A 16,937-nucleotide genomic window follows, 5' to 3' on the forward strand; every position below is an offset into this window, starting at 1 on the left:
ATAATAGAGTTATGGATATTTGGACGCGTTTAGGACGTTATGCTTTTGCTGAGGCAGAACGCATGTATTTACGTCCTTTTGCATATACGGATAGTCAGGATTTTTTTGAGATTTGTCATAATCCAGACAATCTTCGTTTTATTTTTCCTAGCCGTGCGACACGTGAGGAAAGTGATTTTCTCATGGTTCATTATTTTATGAAAGAACCACTTGGAGTGTGGGCGATTGAAGATAAAAAAACTCGTAAAATGATTGGCTGTATACGTTTTGAAAAAATTGATGTCAATCATTCGTCTGCGGAGATTGGTTATTTTATAAATCAAGCATTCTGGGGAAATGGGTTGATGACTGAGTGTTTAAAGACAATTGCTTTTTTGAGTTTCCAAGAAATTGGCTTAAAAGAGCTGCATGTTATTGCTCACGCAGAAAATCTTGCTAGTCAGCGAGTTGCGCAGAAATCAGGTTTTACCTTGAAACATCAATTTAAGGGAAGTGATCGATACACTCGAAAGATGCGTGATTATGTCGATTATCAGTTGAAAAAAGGTGACTATCGTTATGAGTAAACATCAGAAAATATTAGAGTATCTTGAAAATCTAGCTATTGGAAAGCGCGTGAGTGTGCGTAGTATTTCTAATCATTTGAATGTTAGTGATGGTACAGCTTACCGTGCAATTAAAGAGGCTGAAAATAGAGGAATTGTTGAGACAAGACCGCGAAGTGGTACGGTCAGAATTGAAAAGAAAGCTACTGTTCGTATTGAACGATTGACTTATTCTGAAATTGCTAGAATCAGTGATTCTGAGGTGTTAGCTGGAAAATCAGGGCTAACACGAGAGTTTAGCAAGTTTTCTATCGGTGCCATGACTCAGGAAAATATTTCACGTTACTTAGTTAAAGGTGGCTTGTTAATTGTCGGAGACCGTGAAAATATTCAATTGCTGGCGCTTGAAAATCACAATGCCATTTTGGTTACGGGTGGTTTTTCTGTGTCAGAAGCCGTTATTCGCTTAGCAGATGAACTCGGAATCCCTGTCATGGTGACTAACTACGACACATTTACCGTTGCGACGATGATTAATCACGCTTTATCAAACGTCCGAATCAAAACGGATTTAACAACAGTTGATCAAGTTTATCAAGTGAAAGCAGAATACGGTTTCCTGCGTGAAGGTGATACGATTCGTGATTTCAATACCTTGATGAAGCAAACCAAAAATGTTCGTTTTCCTGTTGTTAATAACAAAAATATTGTTATTGGTGTTGTCAGTATGCTTGATGTGGTCGGTCAAGAAAATAATGTTGACATAAAAAGCATCATGTCTCGTAATTTGATTGTCGCAAAACCTCAAGCCAGTCTAGCCAATATCAGTCAAAAGATGATTTTTGAAGACCTTAATATGTTACCTGTTGTGGCAGATGACTTGACTTTACTAGGTGTGATTACACGACGTCAAGCTGTTGAGAATTTACAAAATTTACAGCACTCTAGCCTCTATACATACAGTGAGCAGATGTTGTCAAATTTGAAGCATGAAGATGGTGTCTATCAATTTGTCGTTGAGCCTGCAATGATTGACCACGCAGGAAATTTCGCTCAAGGTGTTTTAACTGAATTTATCAAAGAAATCAGTGTTCGTGTTTTAACTAAAAAACATCAAAAGAACATTATTATTGAGCAATTGATGCTTTACTTTTTACAAGCTGTTCAGATTGATGACCGTTTGGTTATTCAACCAAGGATTATTACTGAAAAACGTCGTAGCTCAGTGATTGACTTTGAGATTCTTTTAGATAATCAGATTGTTGCTAAGGCTTTAGTAACGACAAAAATCAATTAAATGCTTTTACGATAAAATGTTGATATTTTGACAGTTTAGCAATTCTTGGTGTATAATTAAAGGTATTGTTTTTTACAGATTTTATTACTGGAGTATACTTTAATATGATTACATTGAAATCAGCTCGTGAAATTGAGGCGATGGACAGAGCAGGAGATTTTCTAGCTTCTATCCATATTGGGCTTCGTGATCTAATTAGACCAGGCCTTGATATGTGGGAAGTCGAAGAATATGTTCGTCGTCGTTGTAAAGAGGCTAATGTTCTTCCTCTTCAAATTGGCGTTGATGGTTCAATTATGGATTACCCATACGCAACTTGTTGTGCTCTTAATGACGAAGTGGCACACGCTTTTCCTCGTCATTACATTCTAAAAGAAGGTGATTTGCTTAAAGTTGACATGGTACTAAGCGAACCTCTTGATAAATCAATTGTTGATGTGTCAAAATTAAACTTCGACAATGTTGAGCAAGTTAAGAAATATACGCAATCTTATACTGGTGGAATAGCCGATTCATGCTGGTCATACGCTGTTGGTGAAGTTTCAGAAGACGTAAAAAATTTGATGGATGTTACTAAAGAGTGTATGTATATCGGTATTGAAAAAGCCGTTGTTGGTAACCGTATCGGTGATATCGGTGCGGCTATTCAAGAACACGCTGAAAGTCGTGGATATAGTGTTGTTCGTGATTTGGTAGGCCACGGTGTTGGTCCTACAATGCACGAAGAACCAGATGTGCCTCCTTATGGTAAAGCTGGTCGTGGTCTTCGTTTACGTGAAGGTATGGTGTTGACTGTTGAGCCAATGATTAACACAGGCACATGGGAAATCGATACTGATATGAAAACTGGCTGGGCCCATAAAACTCTTGATGGAGGTCTCTCATGTCAATACGAACACCAATTTGTGATTACAAAAGACGGTCCTGTTATCTTAACAAGCCAAGGAGAAGAAGGAACTTACTAGGATAGTTTGATTATTTCTTAAGGCTTGTTAAACTAATTTAAAACTTGTTTTGAAAATGTTGAATTAGTGACATTTTTGACAGTTTAGTAACTATCGGTGTATAATTAAGGATACCGAAATACTTTTTACAGAGTTTATTATAGGAGTATATATTTATATGATTACATTGAAGTCAGCTCGTGAAATTGAAGCAATGGATCGAGCAGGGGATTTTCTTGCATCTGTTCACATTGGTTTGCGTGAATTGATTAAACCAGGTCTAGATATGTGGGAAGTTGAAGAATATGTCCGTCGTCGTTGTAAAGAGGCAAATGCTCTCCCGCTTCAAATTGGTGTTGATGGTTCAATCATGGATTATCCATATGCAACTTGTTGTGGGCTTAATGACGAGGTAGCACATGCTTTCCCACGTCATTACATTCTAAAAGAAGGCGATCTGCTTAAAGTTGATATGGTTTTAAGTGAGCCGCTTGATAAGTCAGTTGTTGATGTATCAAAATTAGACTTTGATAATGTTGCCCAAGTTAAAAAATATACTGAATCATATTCTGGTGGTTTGGCTGACTCCTGTTGGGCATACGCTGTTGGTGAAGTTTCAGAAGAAGTTAAAAATCTGATGGATGTTACCAAAGAATGCCTTTATATTGGTATTGAAAAAGCAGTTGTTGGTAACCGTATCGGTGATATCGGTGCAGCTATTCAAGAATATGCTGAAAGCCGTGGATACGGTGTTGTTCGTGATTTGGTAGGCCATGGAGTTGGTCCTACAATGCACGAAGAACCAATGGTACCTCACTACGGTAAAGCTGGTCGCGGTCTTCGTTTACGTGAAGGTATGGTGTTGACTGTTGAGCCAATGATTAATACAGGAACATGGGAAATTGATACTGACATGGAAACTGGCTGGGCTCATAAAACCCTTGATGGTGGCCTCTCATGTCAATACGAACACCAATTTGTGATTACAAAAGACGGTCCTGTAATTCTAACAAGCCAAGGAGAAGAAAGAACGTACTAAGAGATGAAGCGAAAGCAGTTCTTAGACAAATTATGGTCTAAACTAGAGTGGCAACCGCTGCAGGTTTATTTAAAACACTATCGTAGTGCTGAAATTGACTTATCGGCAATCGCAGTTGCTTACTACTTGTTGCTGACAGCTTTCCCGCTGATTGTTATCGCAGCAAATATTTTCCCTTACCTGAATATTGATGTTAATATTTTGTTAGCTTTCATGAAAAAGAATTTGCCAACAAATTTATATCCGTCTGTATCGGCTATTACGATTGATATTTTTTCAAAACCTTCAGGTAGTATTTTGGGAGTTGCCACTTTAACGGCATTTTGGACCATGTCTAAATCGTTGACCTCTCTTCAAAAAGCAATTAATAAAGCATATGGTGTAGCGCAACATAGAGATGTTGTCATTGGTCGATTAGTTGGTGTTATTGGGAGTCTTTTGATTCTTTTCTTACTAACTTTCGTTTTACTATTTTCGACCTTCTTAAAAGTCGTTTTGCAAATTATCAATTCGAATTATGATTTGAGTGATACGATGGCAACTGTTATATTGCATTTATCACAGCCAGTGACAGTTATAACGATTGTTATTGGGCTAATGTTACTGTATTTTATTCTGCCTAACGTAAAAATCAAACGTCTACGCTATATTTTACCAGGAACGATATTCACATCCGTTGTTATTGTGTTCTTGAATAGCTTGTTTAGTAGTTATATTTTGAGAACCTTTGAACGAATGGTGGACATTAAAACATTTGGATCTGTCGTGATTTTTGTTTTGATGTTGTGGTTTATCTTTCTTGCACATATCTTGATTTTAGGAGCTATCTTTAATGCGACTTATCAAGAAGTACGTCAAGGGAAGATGGAAAGCCGTCGAGGCAATTTGTTGTCTCTCTTGACACAACGAGGAAAAAAATAACACCCAAGGGTGTTATTTTTTATCTTTAAAAACAAGTAATTTACTGAGAACATAATTCAAAATGATGACTAAAACTTGAGCAAAGAGAGTCTCGATAGCATTTACCATCGACAGATTGTCACCGACAAATTGTCCGATAATATGTGGAAATTTTGTCACTAAAAGGTAAGCTAAGACTAAGTCAAGAATCAGTGTTGATAGACGAGCAACAGCAAACTTGATTAAACGTTTGAACCAACCTTTTCTAGCTTGGTTGAAAACAAAATAATCATTGGTAAAGAAAGCAAATACAATAGCTGTAACGTTTGCGATGACGGCAGAAAGAGTTGCTGATTCAGCGATTGAGAAGATGATTAAACGTGTCCCCATGTAGACGATAGTTGCCAGAACTCCGAAAAATAGATATTTAAAAACTTCGCTAGTAATTATTTTTTTCATAGGACTACTATATCAAATTTTTAGTATTTGTGCTATACTTTTAAGCGTTGTGCAAACAACCCTTGACGCTTAGTTCCCTTTCGTCAAGCATATTATAGACGTGAAGAGTTGTCGCTCTTTAACGTTAAAGGAGAAAAATTTTTTATGAAACATTTTACTATTCGTGATTTTGTGCAAGTAGCGCTTGTTGCTGCACTTTATATTGTGTTGACAGTCACACCACCTTTAAACGCCATTTCGTATGGTGCTTATCAGTTCCGTGTTTCGGAAGTGTTAGCGTTTATGGCATTTTACAATCGTAAGTATATTGTTGGGCTGACGCTTGGTTGTATGATTGCCAATTTGTACAGCTTTGGTTTAATTGATGTCTTTGTTGGTGGTAGCCAAACGTTTGTTTTTCTAACATTAGGTGTTATTTTATTTGACCGTTATAAGGAGCAATATTTATTTAACGGCTTATTTAACAAAGCATTCTTTTACTTTTCATTATTGTTTTCGGCTTCAATGTTTACTATTGCGCTAGAATTATATTATGTTGGTGGCTCACCATTTTTGATGACTTGGTTTACATCAGCAGTAGGCGAACTTGCTTCGCTATTGATTGGTGCTATTATCATGGACAGACTTGGAAAACGTATTGATTTAACTGTATGATAGATTAAAAACTTCCTTTTTAGGGAGTTTTTTATTTAGTAAAATTCTTAAAAAATAGTTAGCTTTTGGAGAGTATTTTTTACCAGATATGTTAAAATAGTAATATGAAAAAACGTATTCAAGAATTGGTTGATGAGCTCAACCAGTACCGAAAAGAGTATTACACAGAGGACCAGCCAACGGTCTCAGATAGCGAATATGACAAGCTTTATCGCGAGTTAGTCGAGCTTGAAAAAGCTCATCCAGAGTTGATTTTGCCAAATAGTCCAACGCAAGAAGTGGGTGGGCTTGTTTTAGATGGTTTTGAAAAATATCAGCATGAAACACCGCTTTATAGCTTGCAAGATGCTTTTTCACGTGAGGAATTAGAGGATTTTGACCGTCGTGTGAAAGCTGAATTTCCCAATGCCTCTTACATGGCAGAGCTGAAAATTGATGGTTTATCAATTTCACTAGTTTATGTTGATGGTGTGTTGCAAGTCGGTGCCACTCGTGGTGACGGCTCAGTTGGTGAAAATATCACTGAAAATGTCAAACGTATCAAGGACATTCCTCATAAATTGGCACAGCCACTTAACATCACAGTTCGTGGTGAAGCTTATTTGCCAAAGACGTCATTTGATAAAATCAATGAGGAACGTCGTGATAGTGGTCAGACAGAATTTGCGAATCCGAGAAATGCGGCTGCAGGGACATTACGTCAGTTAAATACAGCAGTTGTTGCTAAGCGAAATTTGGCAACATTTCTTTATCAAGAAGTGGCATCGACTAGCATGACAACGCAAAATAATGTTTTGGAGGAATTGTCTCGCTTTGGTTTTTCGGTTAATCCGCGACGTATCACGACATCTTCAATGGCAGACATCTGGAAATTTATCCAAGAAGTAGCCGCTGAGCGTGATAATTTACCATACGATATTGACGGTATTGTTATTAAGGTCAATAGTCTTGCTATGCAAGAAGAACTTGGCTTTACGGTCAAGGCGCCTCGTTGGGCAATTGCTTATAAATTCCCAGCTGAGGAAAAAGAAGCAGAAATTCTTTCGGTTGATTGGACTGTTGGACGTACTGGGGTGGTGACACCAACCGCTAATCTTAGCCCTGTTCAGTTAGCAGGAACAACGGTTAGCCGTGCGACTTTGCATAATGTGGATTACATTGCTGAAAAAGATATTCGCATTGGCGATACGGTTATCGTCTATAAGGCGGGAGATATTATTCCAGCGGTGCTGCATGTTGTTGATAGCAAACGTGATAAGCAAGTACCAATGCCGATTCCTGAAAGCTGTCCGTCTTGTGGCAGTGAGTTGATTCACTATGAAGATGAGGTGGCTTTACGTTGTATCAATCCGCTTTGTCCAAGTCAAATTCAAGAACGTTTAACGCATTTTGCCAGCCGTGATGCCATGAATATCACAGGTTTAGGACCTTCTATCGTTAAGAAACTTTTCAAAGCAGAATTGGTTCATGATGTCGCAGACATTTACCAATTAACGGTGGAAGATTTGCTAAGCTTGGATGGCTTTAAGGAAAAATCTGCTGAGAAACTTTACAATGCCATTCAGGTTTCTAAGGAAAATTCAGCTGATAAATTGCTTTTTGGACTGGGAATTCGTCATGTCGGTGCCAAGGCTAGTCGTCAATTGTTGGAAGTTTTTGAAACGATTGATCAGTTGGTTGCTGCGGATGCTGACAGCATTGCTAGTATCGACGGTTTGGGAACAGTTATTGCTAACTCATTGCGCAGCTATTTTGCCAAAAAAGAAGCGACAGAGCTCTTGCATGAATTGAAAAATGTAGGTGTCAACTTTGCTTATCTTGGTAAAAAAGTTCCAAAAGATGCTCAATTAGCAGGTTTAACAGTTGTTTTGACTGGAAAATTGGAACGTTTAACGCGAAACGAAGCAAAAGAAAAACTGCAAGATTTAGGAGCAAAAGTGACAAACAGCGTGTCCAAAAAGACGGACATTGTTGTCGCAGGTACAGATGCAGGTTCAAAATTGACCAAGGCCCAAGCTTTAGGAATTGATGTTCGCGATGAAGCTTGGTTAGAAAGTTTATAAACAAGTTGAGGTATTTTTATGGCTAAGAAACAAAAACGTGCACGTTTAATCTACAATCCGACTTCAGGTCAGGAAATCATGAAGAAAAACGTGGCAGAAGTGCTAGATGTTTTAGAAGGTTTTGGTTATGAAACATCAGCTTTTCAGACAATACCAGAGCCAAATTCTGCTCGTGATGAGGCTAAACGTGCCGCAGAAGCTGGATTTGATTTGGTGATTGCTGCTGGCGGTGACGGTACAATCAACGAAGTCGTCAACGGGATTGCTCCGCTTTCTAAACGCCCTCAAATGGCTATTATTCCGACAGGAACGACCAATGATTTCGCGCGCGCTCTAAAAATTCCACGTGGTAATCCAGTTGAAGCTGCTAAGATTATTGGTAAAAATCAAACCATTCAAATGGATATTGGACAAGCGCGTGAAGATACGTATTTCATCAATATTGCTGCCGCAGGTTCATTCACAGAATTAACATATAGTGTGCCAAGCCAATTAAAGACAATGTTTGGGTATTTGGCTTATTTGGCAAAAGGTGTTGAATTGCTACCAGGAATTCGTACGGTTCCCGTTCGTATTAAACACGAAAAAGGTACTTTTGAAGGCGACGTTTCAATGATTTTCGCTGCCATTACCAATTCAGTCGGTGGTTTTGAACAAATTGCGCCAGATGCTAAGCTAGATGACGGAAAATTCACCTTGATTTTGGTTAAGACAGCTAACTTGATTGAAATTTTACGTTTGATTCGTTTGGTATTAGACGGCGGAAAACACATTGGTGACAAACGTATCGAGTATATCAAGACTGATTTCTTGGAAATCGAACCGTTATCTGATAAGAAGATGATGATTAATTTGGACGGTGAGTACGGTGGTGACGCTCCAATTAAGCTCCGTAATCTCAAAAATCACATCACATTCTTTGCTAATACAGATGAAATTTCAGATGATGCGCTCGTTTGGAATCAAGAAGATTTAGCTTTGGAAGCTATTGCCCAAAAATTCACACAGGAAGTTGATGAGCTCAATTCAGAAGAATAGAATTGAGGGCGAACCTATGAAAAATACAGTTATCGTTCATTATCATAGCCAGCATGGCAATTATTTTGACTATAGTTTGTGGAAATGGATTGACTTTCATGAAGGAACAGACAGTCAATTCTCAGGATTTGATAGTTTTGGCTTAGTAGGAAATCTAACGATAGATAGTCCATTCTTTTTGGAGCACATTTATGTGATTGTCAAAAATCATAATTGGTCCATCAAGACAAGAGATTTTAGAATTCAACGCAATAGTGGTGTCCCTAAGACAGAAGTATGGATTGTAGAGGGGGATGATACGCTTTATTATTCACATCAAGCGGCAATCACTAGTCATTATTATTGTCATCGTGATAGTCATGCCTTTGATATGGCAATGAACTATCAGTATTTTGATTATCAATGGGGATTTCAAGGGTGGGTTGGTTATCAGTACCAAAAAGAAAAAACAGAGTTTCGTCTCTGGGCGCCAACGTCAGCTAAGGTTGATTTGATTTTCTATCAAACAACTGATGATAAATCAAGTATTGACTATATCGTCCCAATGGAACGTGGTGTTATTATCAATCTGGCTAATCACCTCTATAATACGCACGGTGTTTGGTTTGCGACCATTGAGCATGATTTGAATTTCCAAGCTTATGCTTACCGTGTTTATTATCGTGATAAGACATTTCAGGATACACGTGACCCGTATTCTATTGCCACAACGGCAAACGTTCCGTTATTTTAGCCCCAGAACACCTAAACCCAAAAGGATTTTTTCTGTCAAACATGGTAAAGAAGCTTACTGGCGACTAGATAATCCTAATCAAGCAGCGATTACTGAATTACATATTCGTGATTTTTCAAAATCATCAACTTCAGGAGTTACTGAATCATATCGTGGTAAATTTTTAGGTGCGTGTCAATCTGGCACGCATAATTCATATGGTGATGAGACAGGTTTTGATTATTTGAAAAAATTAGGCATTAGCCATGTTCAATTACAGCCGATTTTTGACCATCATCAGACCTTCGATGCCGACGGAAATTATGCCTATAACTGGGGATATGACCCTGGAAATTTCAACGTCCCTGAAGCTAGCTTTTCAACGGCACCGCATAAACCAGAAAATAGGATTTTGGAATTAAAACAATTAATTCAAGCTTACCATGATGCGGGCATTGCAGTCATGATGGATGTGGTATATAATCACACCTATTTGTCCTATAATTCTGCTTTCCAATTAACGGTTCCAGATTATTTTTATCGAATGAATGCTGACGGTTCATTCCAAGATGGCTCAGGTTGTGGGGGTGAAACAGCTAGCGAGAAAGAAATGTTTCGCAAGTACATGATTTATTCTGTCTTGTACTGGGTGAATGAGTACAATATTGACGGCTTTCGTTTTGATTTAATGGGCTTGCATGACATTGAAACAATGAATGCCATTCGTCAAGCGCTAGATGATATTAATCCACGTTTGATGATGTATGGCGAAGGCTGGGACATGGGAACAGGACTTTTGCCAGAACAAAAAGCCAAAAAAGACAATGCTTATCAAATGCCAAATATTGGATTTTTCAACGATAATGTTCGAGACGGCATAAAAGGATCAGAAGTATATGGGCAATTCAAGCATGGTTTTGTTTCAGGTGCCGCAACTGAAGGTATTATTGCCAAAGGTGTTTTAGGAAGTGATGAATTGTCATCATATTTGACACCGAATCAAGTCATTAATTATGTCGAAGCTCACGATAATCACAATTTAAATAACCTGATGTGGGAATTGCACCCTGATGATAGCCTAGAAACGCACACTAGACGAATTGAAATGGCTTCAGCGATGAATGTTTTGATGCAAGGTGTTGCTTTTATGCAAATCGGTCAAGAATTTCTACGCACAAAATTGTACCCAACAGGAAATAATGGACAATTGACCTCTTCAGACAAACAATTGGCGATGAATAGCTACAATGCCCCTGACCGTGTCAATCAGATTGATTGGGATAATGTGACAGAACACCATGCAACGATTGCTTTTATGAGAGGAATTATTCATTTAAAACGCACCAATCCCGCATTTTCTTATCAAAGTTATAAAGAAATAAGAGGCCATGTTTATGTTCATGTAGCCAATGATTACGATGGTGTCGTTGTTTTTGACATTTTAGGTGAAAAAAACTATCGTATTTTTTAATAAAAATGAAAAAATCTTGAAAACTACATGACAGACATTTCTAAATATGCTATAATAATTACAGATATAAAGCGATTACATTATAAAAATGATAAACTTGAAGCTTTGTGTGTTTCAATCTTTGAAATCGAGAAATAGCCCTATTCTAGGGCTATTTTTGCTTTTCTGGAGCTTTATATTTAATAAATAAAAGGGAGGGGTGATATGATGGACACGAAAGAGGCACTGAGAACTTTTGGAACGGGTGAAAATTTTCATGCGCAACATTACTTTGGCTTTCATAAAGAAACTCGTAATGGTACCGAAGGTTACAGTTTTAGAGTCTGGGCACCCAACGCTCAATCTGTTCATCTGATTGGTGATTTCACTCAATGGAGAGAAAATCCGCTTGCTATGGAACGCAACGAAGCAGGTGTATGGGAAATTTTTACGGATTTACCTAAAGAAAATCAACTTTACAAGTATCTTGTAAAACGTTCGACTGGTCAAGAAGTTGAAAAATTAGACCCATTTGCTATTTATTTCGAAAAGCGACCAGGGACAGCAGCAGTTCTTACAAATTTTCCAGAAAAGAAGTGGAAAGATGCACTTTGGTTAGGGCGACGCAAACGTTTTGGTTTCCGTAATCGTCCTGTTAATATCTATGAAGTGCATGCAGGTTCATGGAAACAACATGATGATGGTCGTCCTTATCAATTTAAGGAATTAACAGAAGAATTGATTCCTTACTTGGTTAAGATGAATTACACACACGTTGAATTCATGCCGTTAATGGCACATCCGCTTGGGATGAGTTGGGGTTACCAACTAATGGGGTACTTTGCTTTCGAGCATAGTTATGGAACGCCAGAGGATTTCCAAAATTTCGTTGAAGCTTGTCATTTGAATAATATCGGTGTCATTGCGGACTGGGTTCCAGGACATTTTACGATTAATGATGATGCTTTGGCTTATTTTGACGGAACGCCAACGTTTGAGTACGAGGATGAAGACCGAGCTCATAACCGCGGTTGGGGTGCTCTAAATTTTGACCTTGGAAAAAATCAAGTTCAGTCTTTCTTAATTTCTAGTGCCAAGTTTTGGATAGATTATTATCACTTAGATGGTATTCGAGTGGATGCCGTAAGTAACATGCTATATCGTGACTATGATATTGGACCTTGGACACCAAATAAAGATGGTGGTAATCGTAATTATGAGGGGTATTATTTCTTACAAAAACTAAATGCCGTTTTGAAAAATTTTTATCCTGATATCATGATGATTGCTGAAGAAAGTACCAGTGACACTAAAATTACAGGTCCTATTGAATACGATGCACTCGGCTTTGATTATAAATGGAATATGGGATGGATGAATGATATTTTGAAATTCTATGAAGAAGATCCCATTTATCGTAAGTATGATTTTAATCTTGTCACATTTAGTTTTATGTATGCTTTTTCTGAAAACTTTATCCTACCATTCTCACACGATGAAGTGGTTCACGGAAAGAAAAGCTTGATGCATAAAATGTGGGGTGACCGTTACAATCAATTTGCTGGGCTTCGTAATCTTTATACCTATCAAATCTGTCATCCAGGCAAAAAATTGCTCTTTATGGGAAGTGAATTTGGTCAATTCCTTGAATGGAAATATGACTATCAGCTAGAATGGGTTAATTTGGAAGATGACTTAAACAAGAAAATGCAAGATTTCACAAGTCAACTGAATGCATTCTACAAAGAGCACAGTGTCTTGTGGCAAATAGATGATAGCTATGACGGTATCGAAATCATTGATGCAGACAATACTGACCAGACCGTTCTATCCTTCATTCGTAAAAACAAAGATGGCGATATGTTAATTTGTGTGTTTAACATGGTGCCCGTTGAACGTAAAGACTTTACAATTGGAGTTCCAGTTGCAGGCATTTACGAAGAAGTTTGGAATACAGAAATGGAAGAATTTGGTGGTGTCTGGAAAGAACATAATCTCCAAGCTCGCACACAAGATAGACTTTGGAAGAATTACCATCATACGTTAAGTTTCACCTTACCTGCACTCGGTGCCAGTATATGGAAAATAAAACGACGTTTGGCAAAACAGATTCCTAAGAAAGGAAAATAGAATGAAAAATGAAATGTTAGCACTCATCCTCGCAGGGGGACAAGGAACACGTCTTGGAAAATTGACACAAAACATTGCAAAGCCAGCTGTTCAATTTGGTGGACGTTATCGTATTATTGACTTTGCACTTTCAAATTGTGCTAACTCAGGAGTCGATAATGTTGGTATCATTACACAATATCAACCGTTAGTCTTAAATAGCCACGTTGGAAATGGTTCGAGCTGGGGTATTGATGGGATTAACTCAGGAGCAACTATTCTTCAACCATACTCAGCAACTGAAGGTAATCGTTGGTTTGAAGGAACAAGTCATGCTATTTATCAAAACATTGATTATATTGATTCCATTGACCCAGAATATGTCCTTATTCTATCTGGTGACCATATTTACAAGATGGATTATGATGACATGCTTCGGACACATAAAGATAATTTAGCCAGTTTGACTGTTGCGGTTATTGATGTACCGCTAAAAGAAGCAAGTCGTTTTGGTATTATGAACACAGACTCAAACGACCGCATTGTTGAATTTGAAGAAAAACCAGAACATCCAAAATCTAATAAAGCATCTATGGGGATTTATATTTTCAATTGGCAACGTTTGCGTGAAGTGCTTGTAAATGCTGAAAAGAACAATGTTGACATGTCTGACTTTGGTAAAAATGTCATTCCTACTTATCTCGAAGCTGGTGACCGTGTTTACACTTATAATTTTAATGGTTACTGGAAAGATGTTGGAACCATTGAATCACTTTGGGAAGCTAATATGGAATATATTGGCGAAGACACTGAATTGCACAGTCGTGACCGTTCTTGGAAAATTTACTCTAAAAACCTTATCGCACCACAAAACTTTATCACTGAAGAAGCCAGCGTGAAAAATTCTCTCGTTGTTGACGGCTGCTTTGTTTCAGGAAAAGTTAACCATTCTATTCTTTCAACGAATGTTCAGGTTAAGAAAGATGCTGAAATCACTGATTCTTTCATCATGAGTGGCGCAATTATTGGTGAAGGGGCTAAAATTAAACGTGCAATCGTTGGTGAAAATGCTGTCATTGGTGATGGTGTTGAAATTGACGGAACAGGCAAAGAAGTACAAGTTGTTGGTTATAATGAAGTAGTGGGGGTGCCAAATGAAGATTGATAAATATACTGCGATTTTGGGAAATACAGTGGGCTATCACGATATGTCAACGTTAACTGATAAACGTCCTTTGGCAAATTTGCCATTTGACGGAAAATATCGCTTGATTGACTTCCAATTGTCAAATCTTGCTAATGCGGGCATCCGTAGCATTTATGCGATTTTCCGTGGCCAAAATATTCGTTCAGTTTTTGACCATATCAGAAGCGGTCGTGAATGGGGACTTAATACCTTGTTAAGCCACTATTTCCTAGGATTTTACAATAATAGTAACGATAGTGAATTTGCAGATAGAGATTACTATGAACAAGTTTTGACTTACCTGAAACGCTCTGGTAGTGACCAAACGGTTTACATGAACTGTGATATTTTGTGTAACATCGACTTGGAACAAGTCATTCATCTACACGACGTTAACAACGACGGACCAATCACTGTTGTTTATAAGAAAATGCCAAAAGAAAGCATTTCAGAAGCAAATGAAATTTTAGAAATTGACGAAACAGATCATGTTGTCGGAAGAGCGGACGTTAATGACAGTCTTGACTTGCAAAAAATGTCAGCTGACATTTATGTCATTGACACACCATGGCTCATCGTCAAAATGGAAGAAGAAGCTCAAAAAGACCAACCACGCAAGCTTCGTTATCTCTTACGTGAATTAATTGTTTCAAATAATGCTTTAGCATTTGAATATACTGGTTATCTTTCTAATATTTGCTCAGTCAAATCTTATTACGATGCCAATATGGATATGCTCAATACTCAAAAATTCTATTCGCTTCTCTATTCTAACCAAAAGGTTTATACTAAAGTTAAAAACGAAGAGGCAACCTATTTTGCCGAAGAATCAAACATTAAGAATTCTCAATTTGCATCTGGTAGTATTATAAAAGGAGACGTCGAATACTCAATCGTTTCCAGAAATTGTCATGTTGCATCAGGTTCACGTGTTATCGGCAGTATCCTCTTTCCAAAAGTAACAATTGGCGAAGGGGCAGTCATTGAAAATGCTATTGTCGATAAAAATGTTGTCATTGCTCCAGGAGTTGTTATTCGTGGTAGCAAAGAAAATCCAATTGTTATTAAAAAAGGTTTAGAAGTAACTGAGGATGTAATTCAATGAAAATTTTGTTTGTAGCAGCGGAGGGAGCTCCATTTGCTAAAACAGGAGGATTGGGTGATGTCATTGGGGCATTGCCTAAATCTCTTGTTAAAAATGGCAATGAAGTTGCCGTTGTTCTCCCTTATTATGATATGATTGATGCCAAATTTGGCAATCAAATCGAAGATGTTTTGTATTATTACACAGAAGTAGGGTGGCGTCATCAGTATGTTGGTGTTAAACGCATTGTTAAAGAAAATGTCACTTTCTACTTTTTAGATAACCAATATTATTTTTATCGTGGTCATATTTATGGTGATTGGGATGACGGAGAACGCTTTGCTTTCTTCCAATTAGCAGCTATTGAGTTAATGGAAAAAGTTGACTTTATCCCTGATGTTGTCCATGTTCATGATTACCATACTGCCATGATTCCGTTTTTACTAAAAGAAAAATATCACTGGATTAATGCCTATAAAGATATTAAAACCGTTTTGACCCTTCATAATTTGGAATTCCAAGGTCAATACGATTCTGGCATGCTTGGCGATTTATTTGGTGTCGGTTATGAACGTTATGCTGACGGTACACTACGTTGGAATGACTGTCTTAACTGGCTAAAAGCGGGAATTTTATATTCAGACCGTGTGACGACTGTTTCACCGTCCTATGCCCAAGAAATCATGACACCTGCTTTTGGTAAAGGGTTGGACCAAATTCTGCGCATGGAAAGAGGCAAATTGACTGGTATCACAAATGGTATTGATACCGATTTGTACAACCCAGAAACAGACCCACATATTCCTGAACATTTTTCTGTCAAGGATTTATCTGGAAAAGCTAAAGATAAGAGAGCTCTTCAAGAACGTGTTGGTTTGCCTGTTCGTGATGACGTTCCTTTGATTGGAATTGTATCTCGTCTAACAGACCAAAAAGGCTTTGATTTGGTGGTCAATGAGCTTAATAATATTTTGCATTTTGATTTACAAGTCGTGCTTTTAGGAACAGGTTATACTGAATTTGAAAATAGCTTTGCTTGGTTTGGTAGTGCTTTCCCAGATAAAATGTCAGCCAATATCACCTTTGATATTGAACTCGCCCAACAAATCTATGCAGCTAGCGATATTTTCCTTATGCCAAGTGCTTTTGAACCTTGTGGATTGTCACAAATGATGGCAATGCGTTATGGAACATTGCCGTTGGTACATGAAGTTGGTGGCTTACGTGACACCGTTAGCCCTTATAACCAATATGAAAAAACTGGAACAGGCTTCGGTTTCCAAGATTTTTCAGGTTACTGGTTAACGAGAACGGTAGAAAAGGCTGTTGACCTCTATTATAGCAATAAAGAAGATTGGTCAATGTTGCAAAAAAATGCGATGATAACTGATTTTTCGTGGGATACCGCAAGTAAAGCTTATGAAGATTTGTATGAACAATTAGATTAACAATTAGAT

The 16,937-nt window shown here is 37.8% G+C and carries 13 protein-coding genes, 1 pseudogene and 1 riboswitch; of the genes and pseudogenes, 13 read left to right on the plus strand and 1 reads right to left on the minus strand.

All coding sequences use genetic code 11. The annotated features are described in order from the left end of the window. The first annotated feature begins 11 nt into the window (after window positions 1–11). The 5 genes from HMPREF0819_RS00810 (at window position 12) to HMPREF0819_RS00830 (ending at window position 4,746) form a co-directional block, all read left to right on the plus strand. Window positions 12–566, plus strand: coding sequence for a GNAT family N-acetyltransferase (locus tag HMPREF0819_RS00810; protein ID WP_044023246.1), 555 nt, complete (start codon window positions 12–14; stop codon window positions 564–566). Next, complete coding sequence (gene spxR, locus HMPREF0819_RS00815) at window positions 559–1,842, plus strand: CBS-HotDog domain-containing transcription factor SpxR (protein WP_004231023.1); 1,284 nt, start codon at window positions 559–561, stop codon at window positions 1,840–1,842. The genes HMPREF0819_RS00810 and spxR overlap by 8 nt, the downstream gene beginning before the upstream one ends. A 104-nt stretch (window positions 1,843–1,946) precedes the next feature. Then, entirely contained in the window at window positions 1,947–2,807 is an 861-nt protein-coding gene (locus tag HMPREF0819_RS00820; protein ID WP_004231026.1) for a methionyl aminopeptidase, read from the plus strand. Window positions 2,808–2,964: 157 nt separating this feature from the next. Continuing rightward, complete coding sequence (locus HMPREF0819_RS00825; RefSeq protein ID WP_004231028.1) at window positions 2,965–3,825, plus strand: methionyl aminopeptidase; 861 nt, start codon at window positions 2,965–2,967, stop codon at window positions 3,823–3,825. A 3-nt stretch (window positions 3,826–3,828) separates the two neighbouring features. Then, window positions 3,829–4,746, plus strand: a complete 918-nt coding sequence (locus HMPREF0819_RS00830; RefSeq protein ID WP_004231031.1) for a YihY/virulence factor BrkB family protein — start codon at window positions 3,829–3,831, stop codon at window positions 4,744–4,746. A gap of 12 nt (window positions 4,747–4,758) precedes the next feature. Here HMPREF0819_RS00830 and HMPREF0819_RS00835 read toward each other — a convergent pair whose 3' ends face one another. Beyond that, entirely contained in the window at window positions 4,759–5,184 is a 426-nt protein-coding gene (locus HMPREF0819_RS00835) for a GtrA family protein (protein ID WP_004231033.1), read from the minus strand. Between the two features lie 28 nt (window positions 5,185–5,212). Continuing rightward, window positions 5,213–5,325, plus strand: a riboswitch (PreQ1 riboswitch). 3 nt (window positions 5,326–5,328) lie between these two features. Here HMPREF0819_RS00835 and HMPREF0819_RS00840 point away from each other — a divergent pair. The 8 genes and pseudogenes from HMPREF0819_RS00840 to glgA all read left to right on the plus strand — a co-directional run bounded on the left by HMPREF0819_RS00840 (window position 5,329) and on the right by glgA (window position 16,928). Beyond that, window positions 5,329–5,838, plus strand: coding sequence for a QueT transporter family protein (locus tag HMPREF0819_RS00840; protein ID WP_004231036.1), 510 nt, complete (start codon window positions 5,329–5,331; stop codon window positions 5,836–5,838). 104 nt (window positions 5,839–5,942) lie between these two features. Next, complete coding sequence (ligA, locus tag HMPREF0819_RS00845; RefSeq protein ID WP_004231038.1) at window positions 5,943–7,901, plus strand: NAD-dependent DNA ligase LigA; 1,959 nt, start codon at window positions 5,943–5,945, stop codon at window positions 7,899–7,901. An 18-nt stretch (window positions 7,902–7,919) separates the two neighbouring features. Beyond that, window positions 7,920–8,939 (plus strand): diacylglycerol kinase family lipid kinase, encoded by a 1,020-nt coding sequence (locus HMPREF0819_RS00850; RefSeq protein WP_004231040.1) that lies wholly within the window; start codon window positions 7,920–7,922, stop codon window positions 8,937–8,939. 16 nt (window positions 8,940–8,955) lie between these two features. Further along, window positions 8,956–11,260 (plus strand): annotated as a pseudogene (pulA, locus tag HMPREF0819_RS00855) (type I pullulanase). 69 nt (window positions 11,261–11,329) lie between these two features. Further along, window positions 11,330–13,231 carry a 1,4-alpha-glucan branching protein GlgB gene (gene glgB / locus HMPREF0819_RS00860; RefSeq protein ID WP_044023247.1) on the plus strand — a complete coding sequence of 634 codons (1,902 nt, stop codon included), beginning with the start codon at window positions 11,330–11,332 and terminating at the stop codon, window positions 13,229–13,231. A gap of 1 nt (window position 13,232) precedes the next feature. Then, window positions 13,233–14,375 (plus strand): glucose-1-phosphate adenylyltransferase, encoded by a 1,143-nt coding sequence (locus HMPREF0819_RS00865; RefSeq protein ID WP_004231049.1) that lies wholly within the window; start codon window positions 13,233–13,235, stop codon window positions 14,373–14,375. Further along, a complete protein-coding gene (gene glgD / locus HMPREF0819_RS00870; protein ID WP_004231050.1) occupies window positions 14,365–15,501 on the plus strand; it encodes a glucose-1-phosphate adenylyltransferase subunit GlgD in 1,137 nt (378 codons plus the stop codon). The genes HMPREF0819_RS00865 and glgD overlap by 11 nt, the downstream gene beginning before the upstream one ends. Continuing rightward, the gene (gene glgA, locus HMPREF0819_RS00875; RefSeq protein WP_004231052.1) at window positions 15,498–16,928 is read left to right on the plus strand and encodes a glycogen synthase GlgA; all 1,431 of its coding nucleotides are present in this window, start codon (window positions 15,498–15,500) and stop codon (window positions 16,926–16,928) included. The genes glgD and glgA overlap by 4 nt, the downstream gene beginning before the upstream one ends. The last annotated feature ends 9 nt before the right edge of the window (window positions 16,929–16,937 follow it).

The sequence above is a fragment of the Streptococcus equinus ATCC 9812 genome (genome assembly GCF_000187265.1).
Classification (GTDB): Bacteria; Bacillota; Bacilli; order Lactobacillales; family Streptococcaceae; genus Streptococcus; species Streptococcus equinus.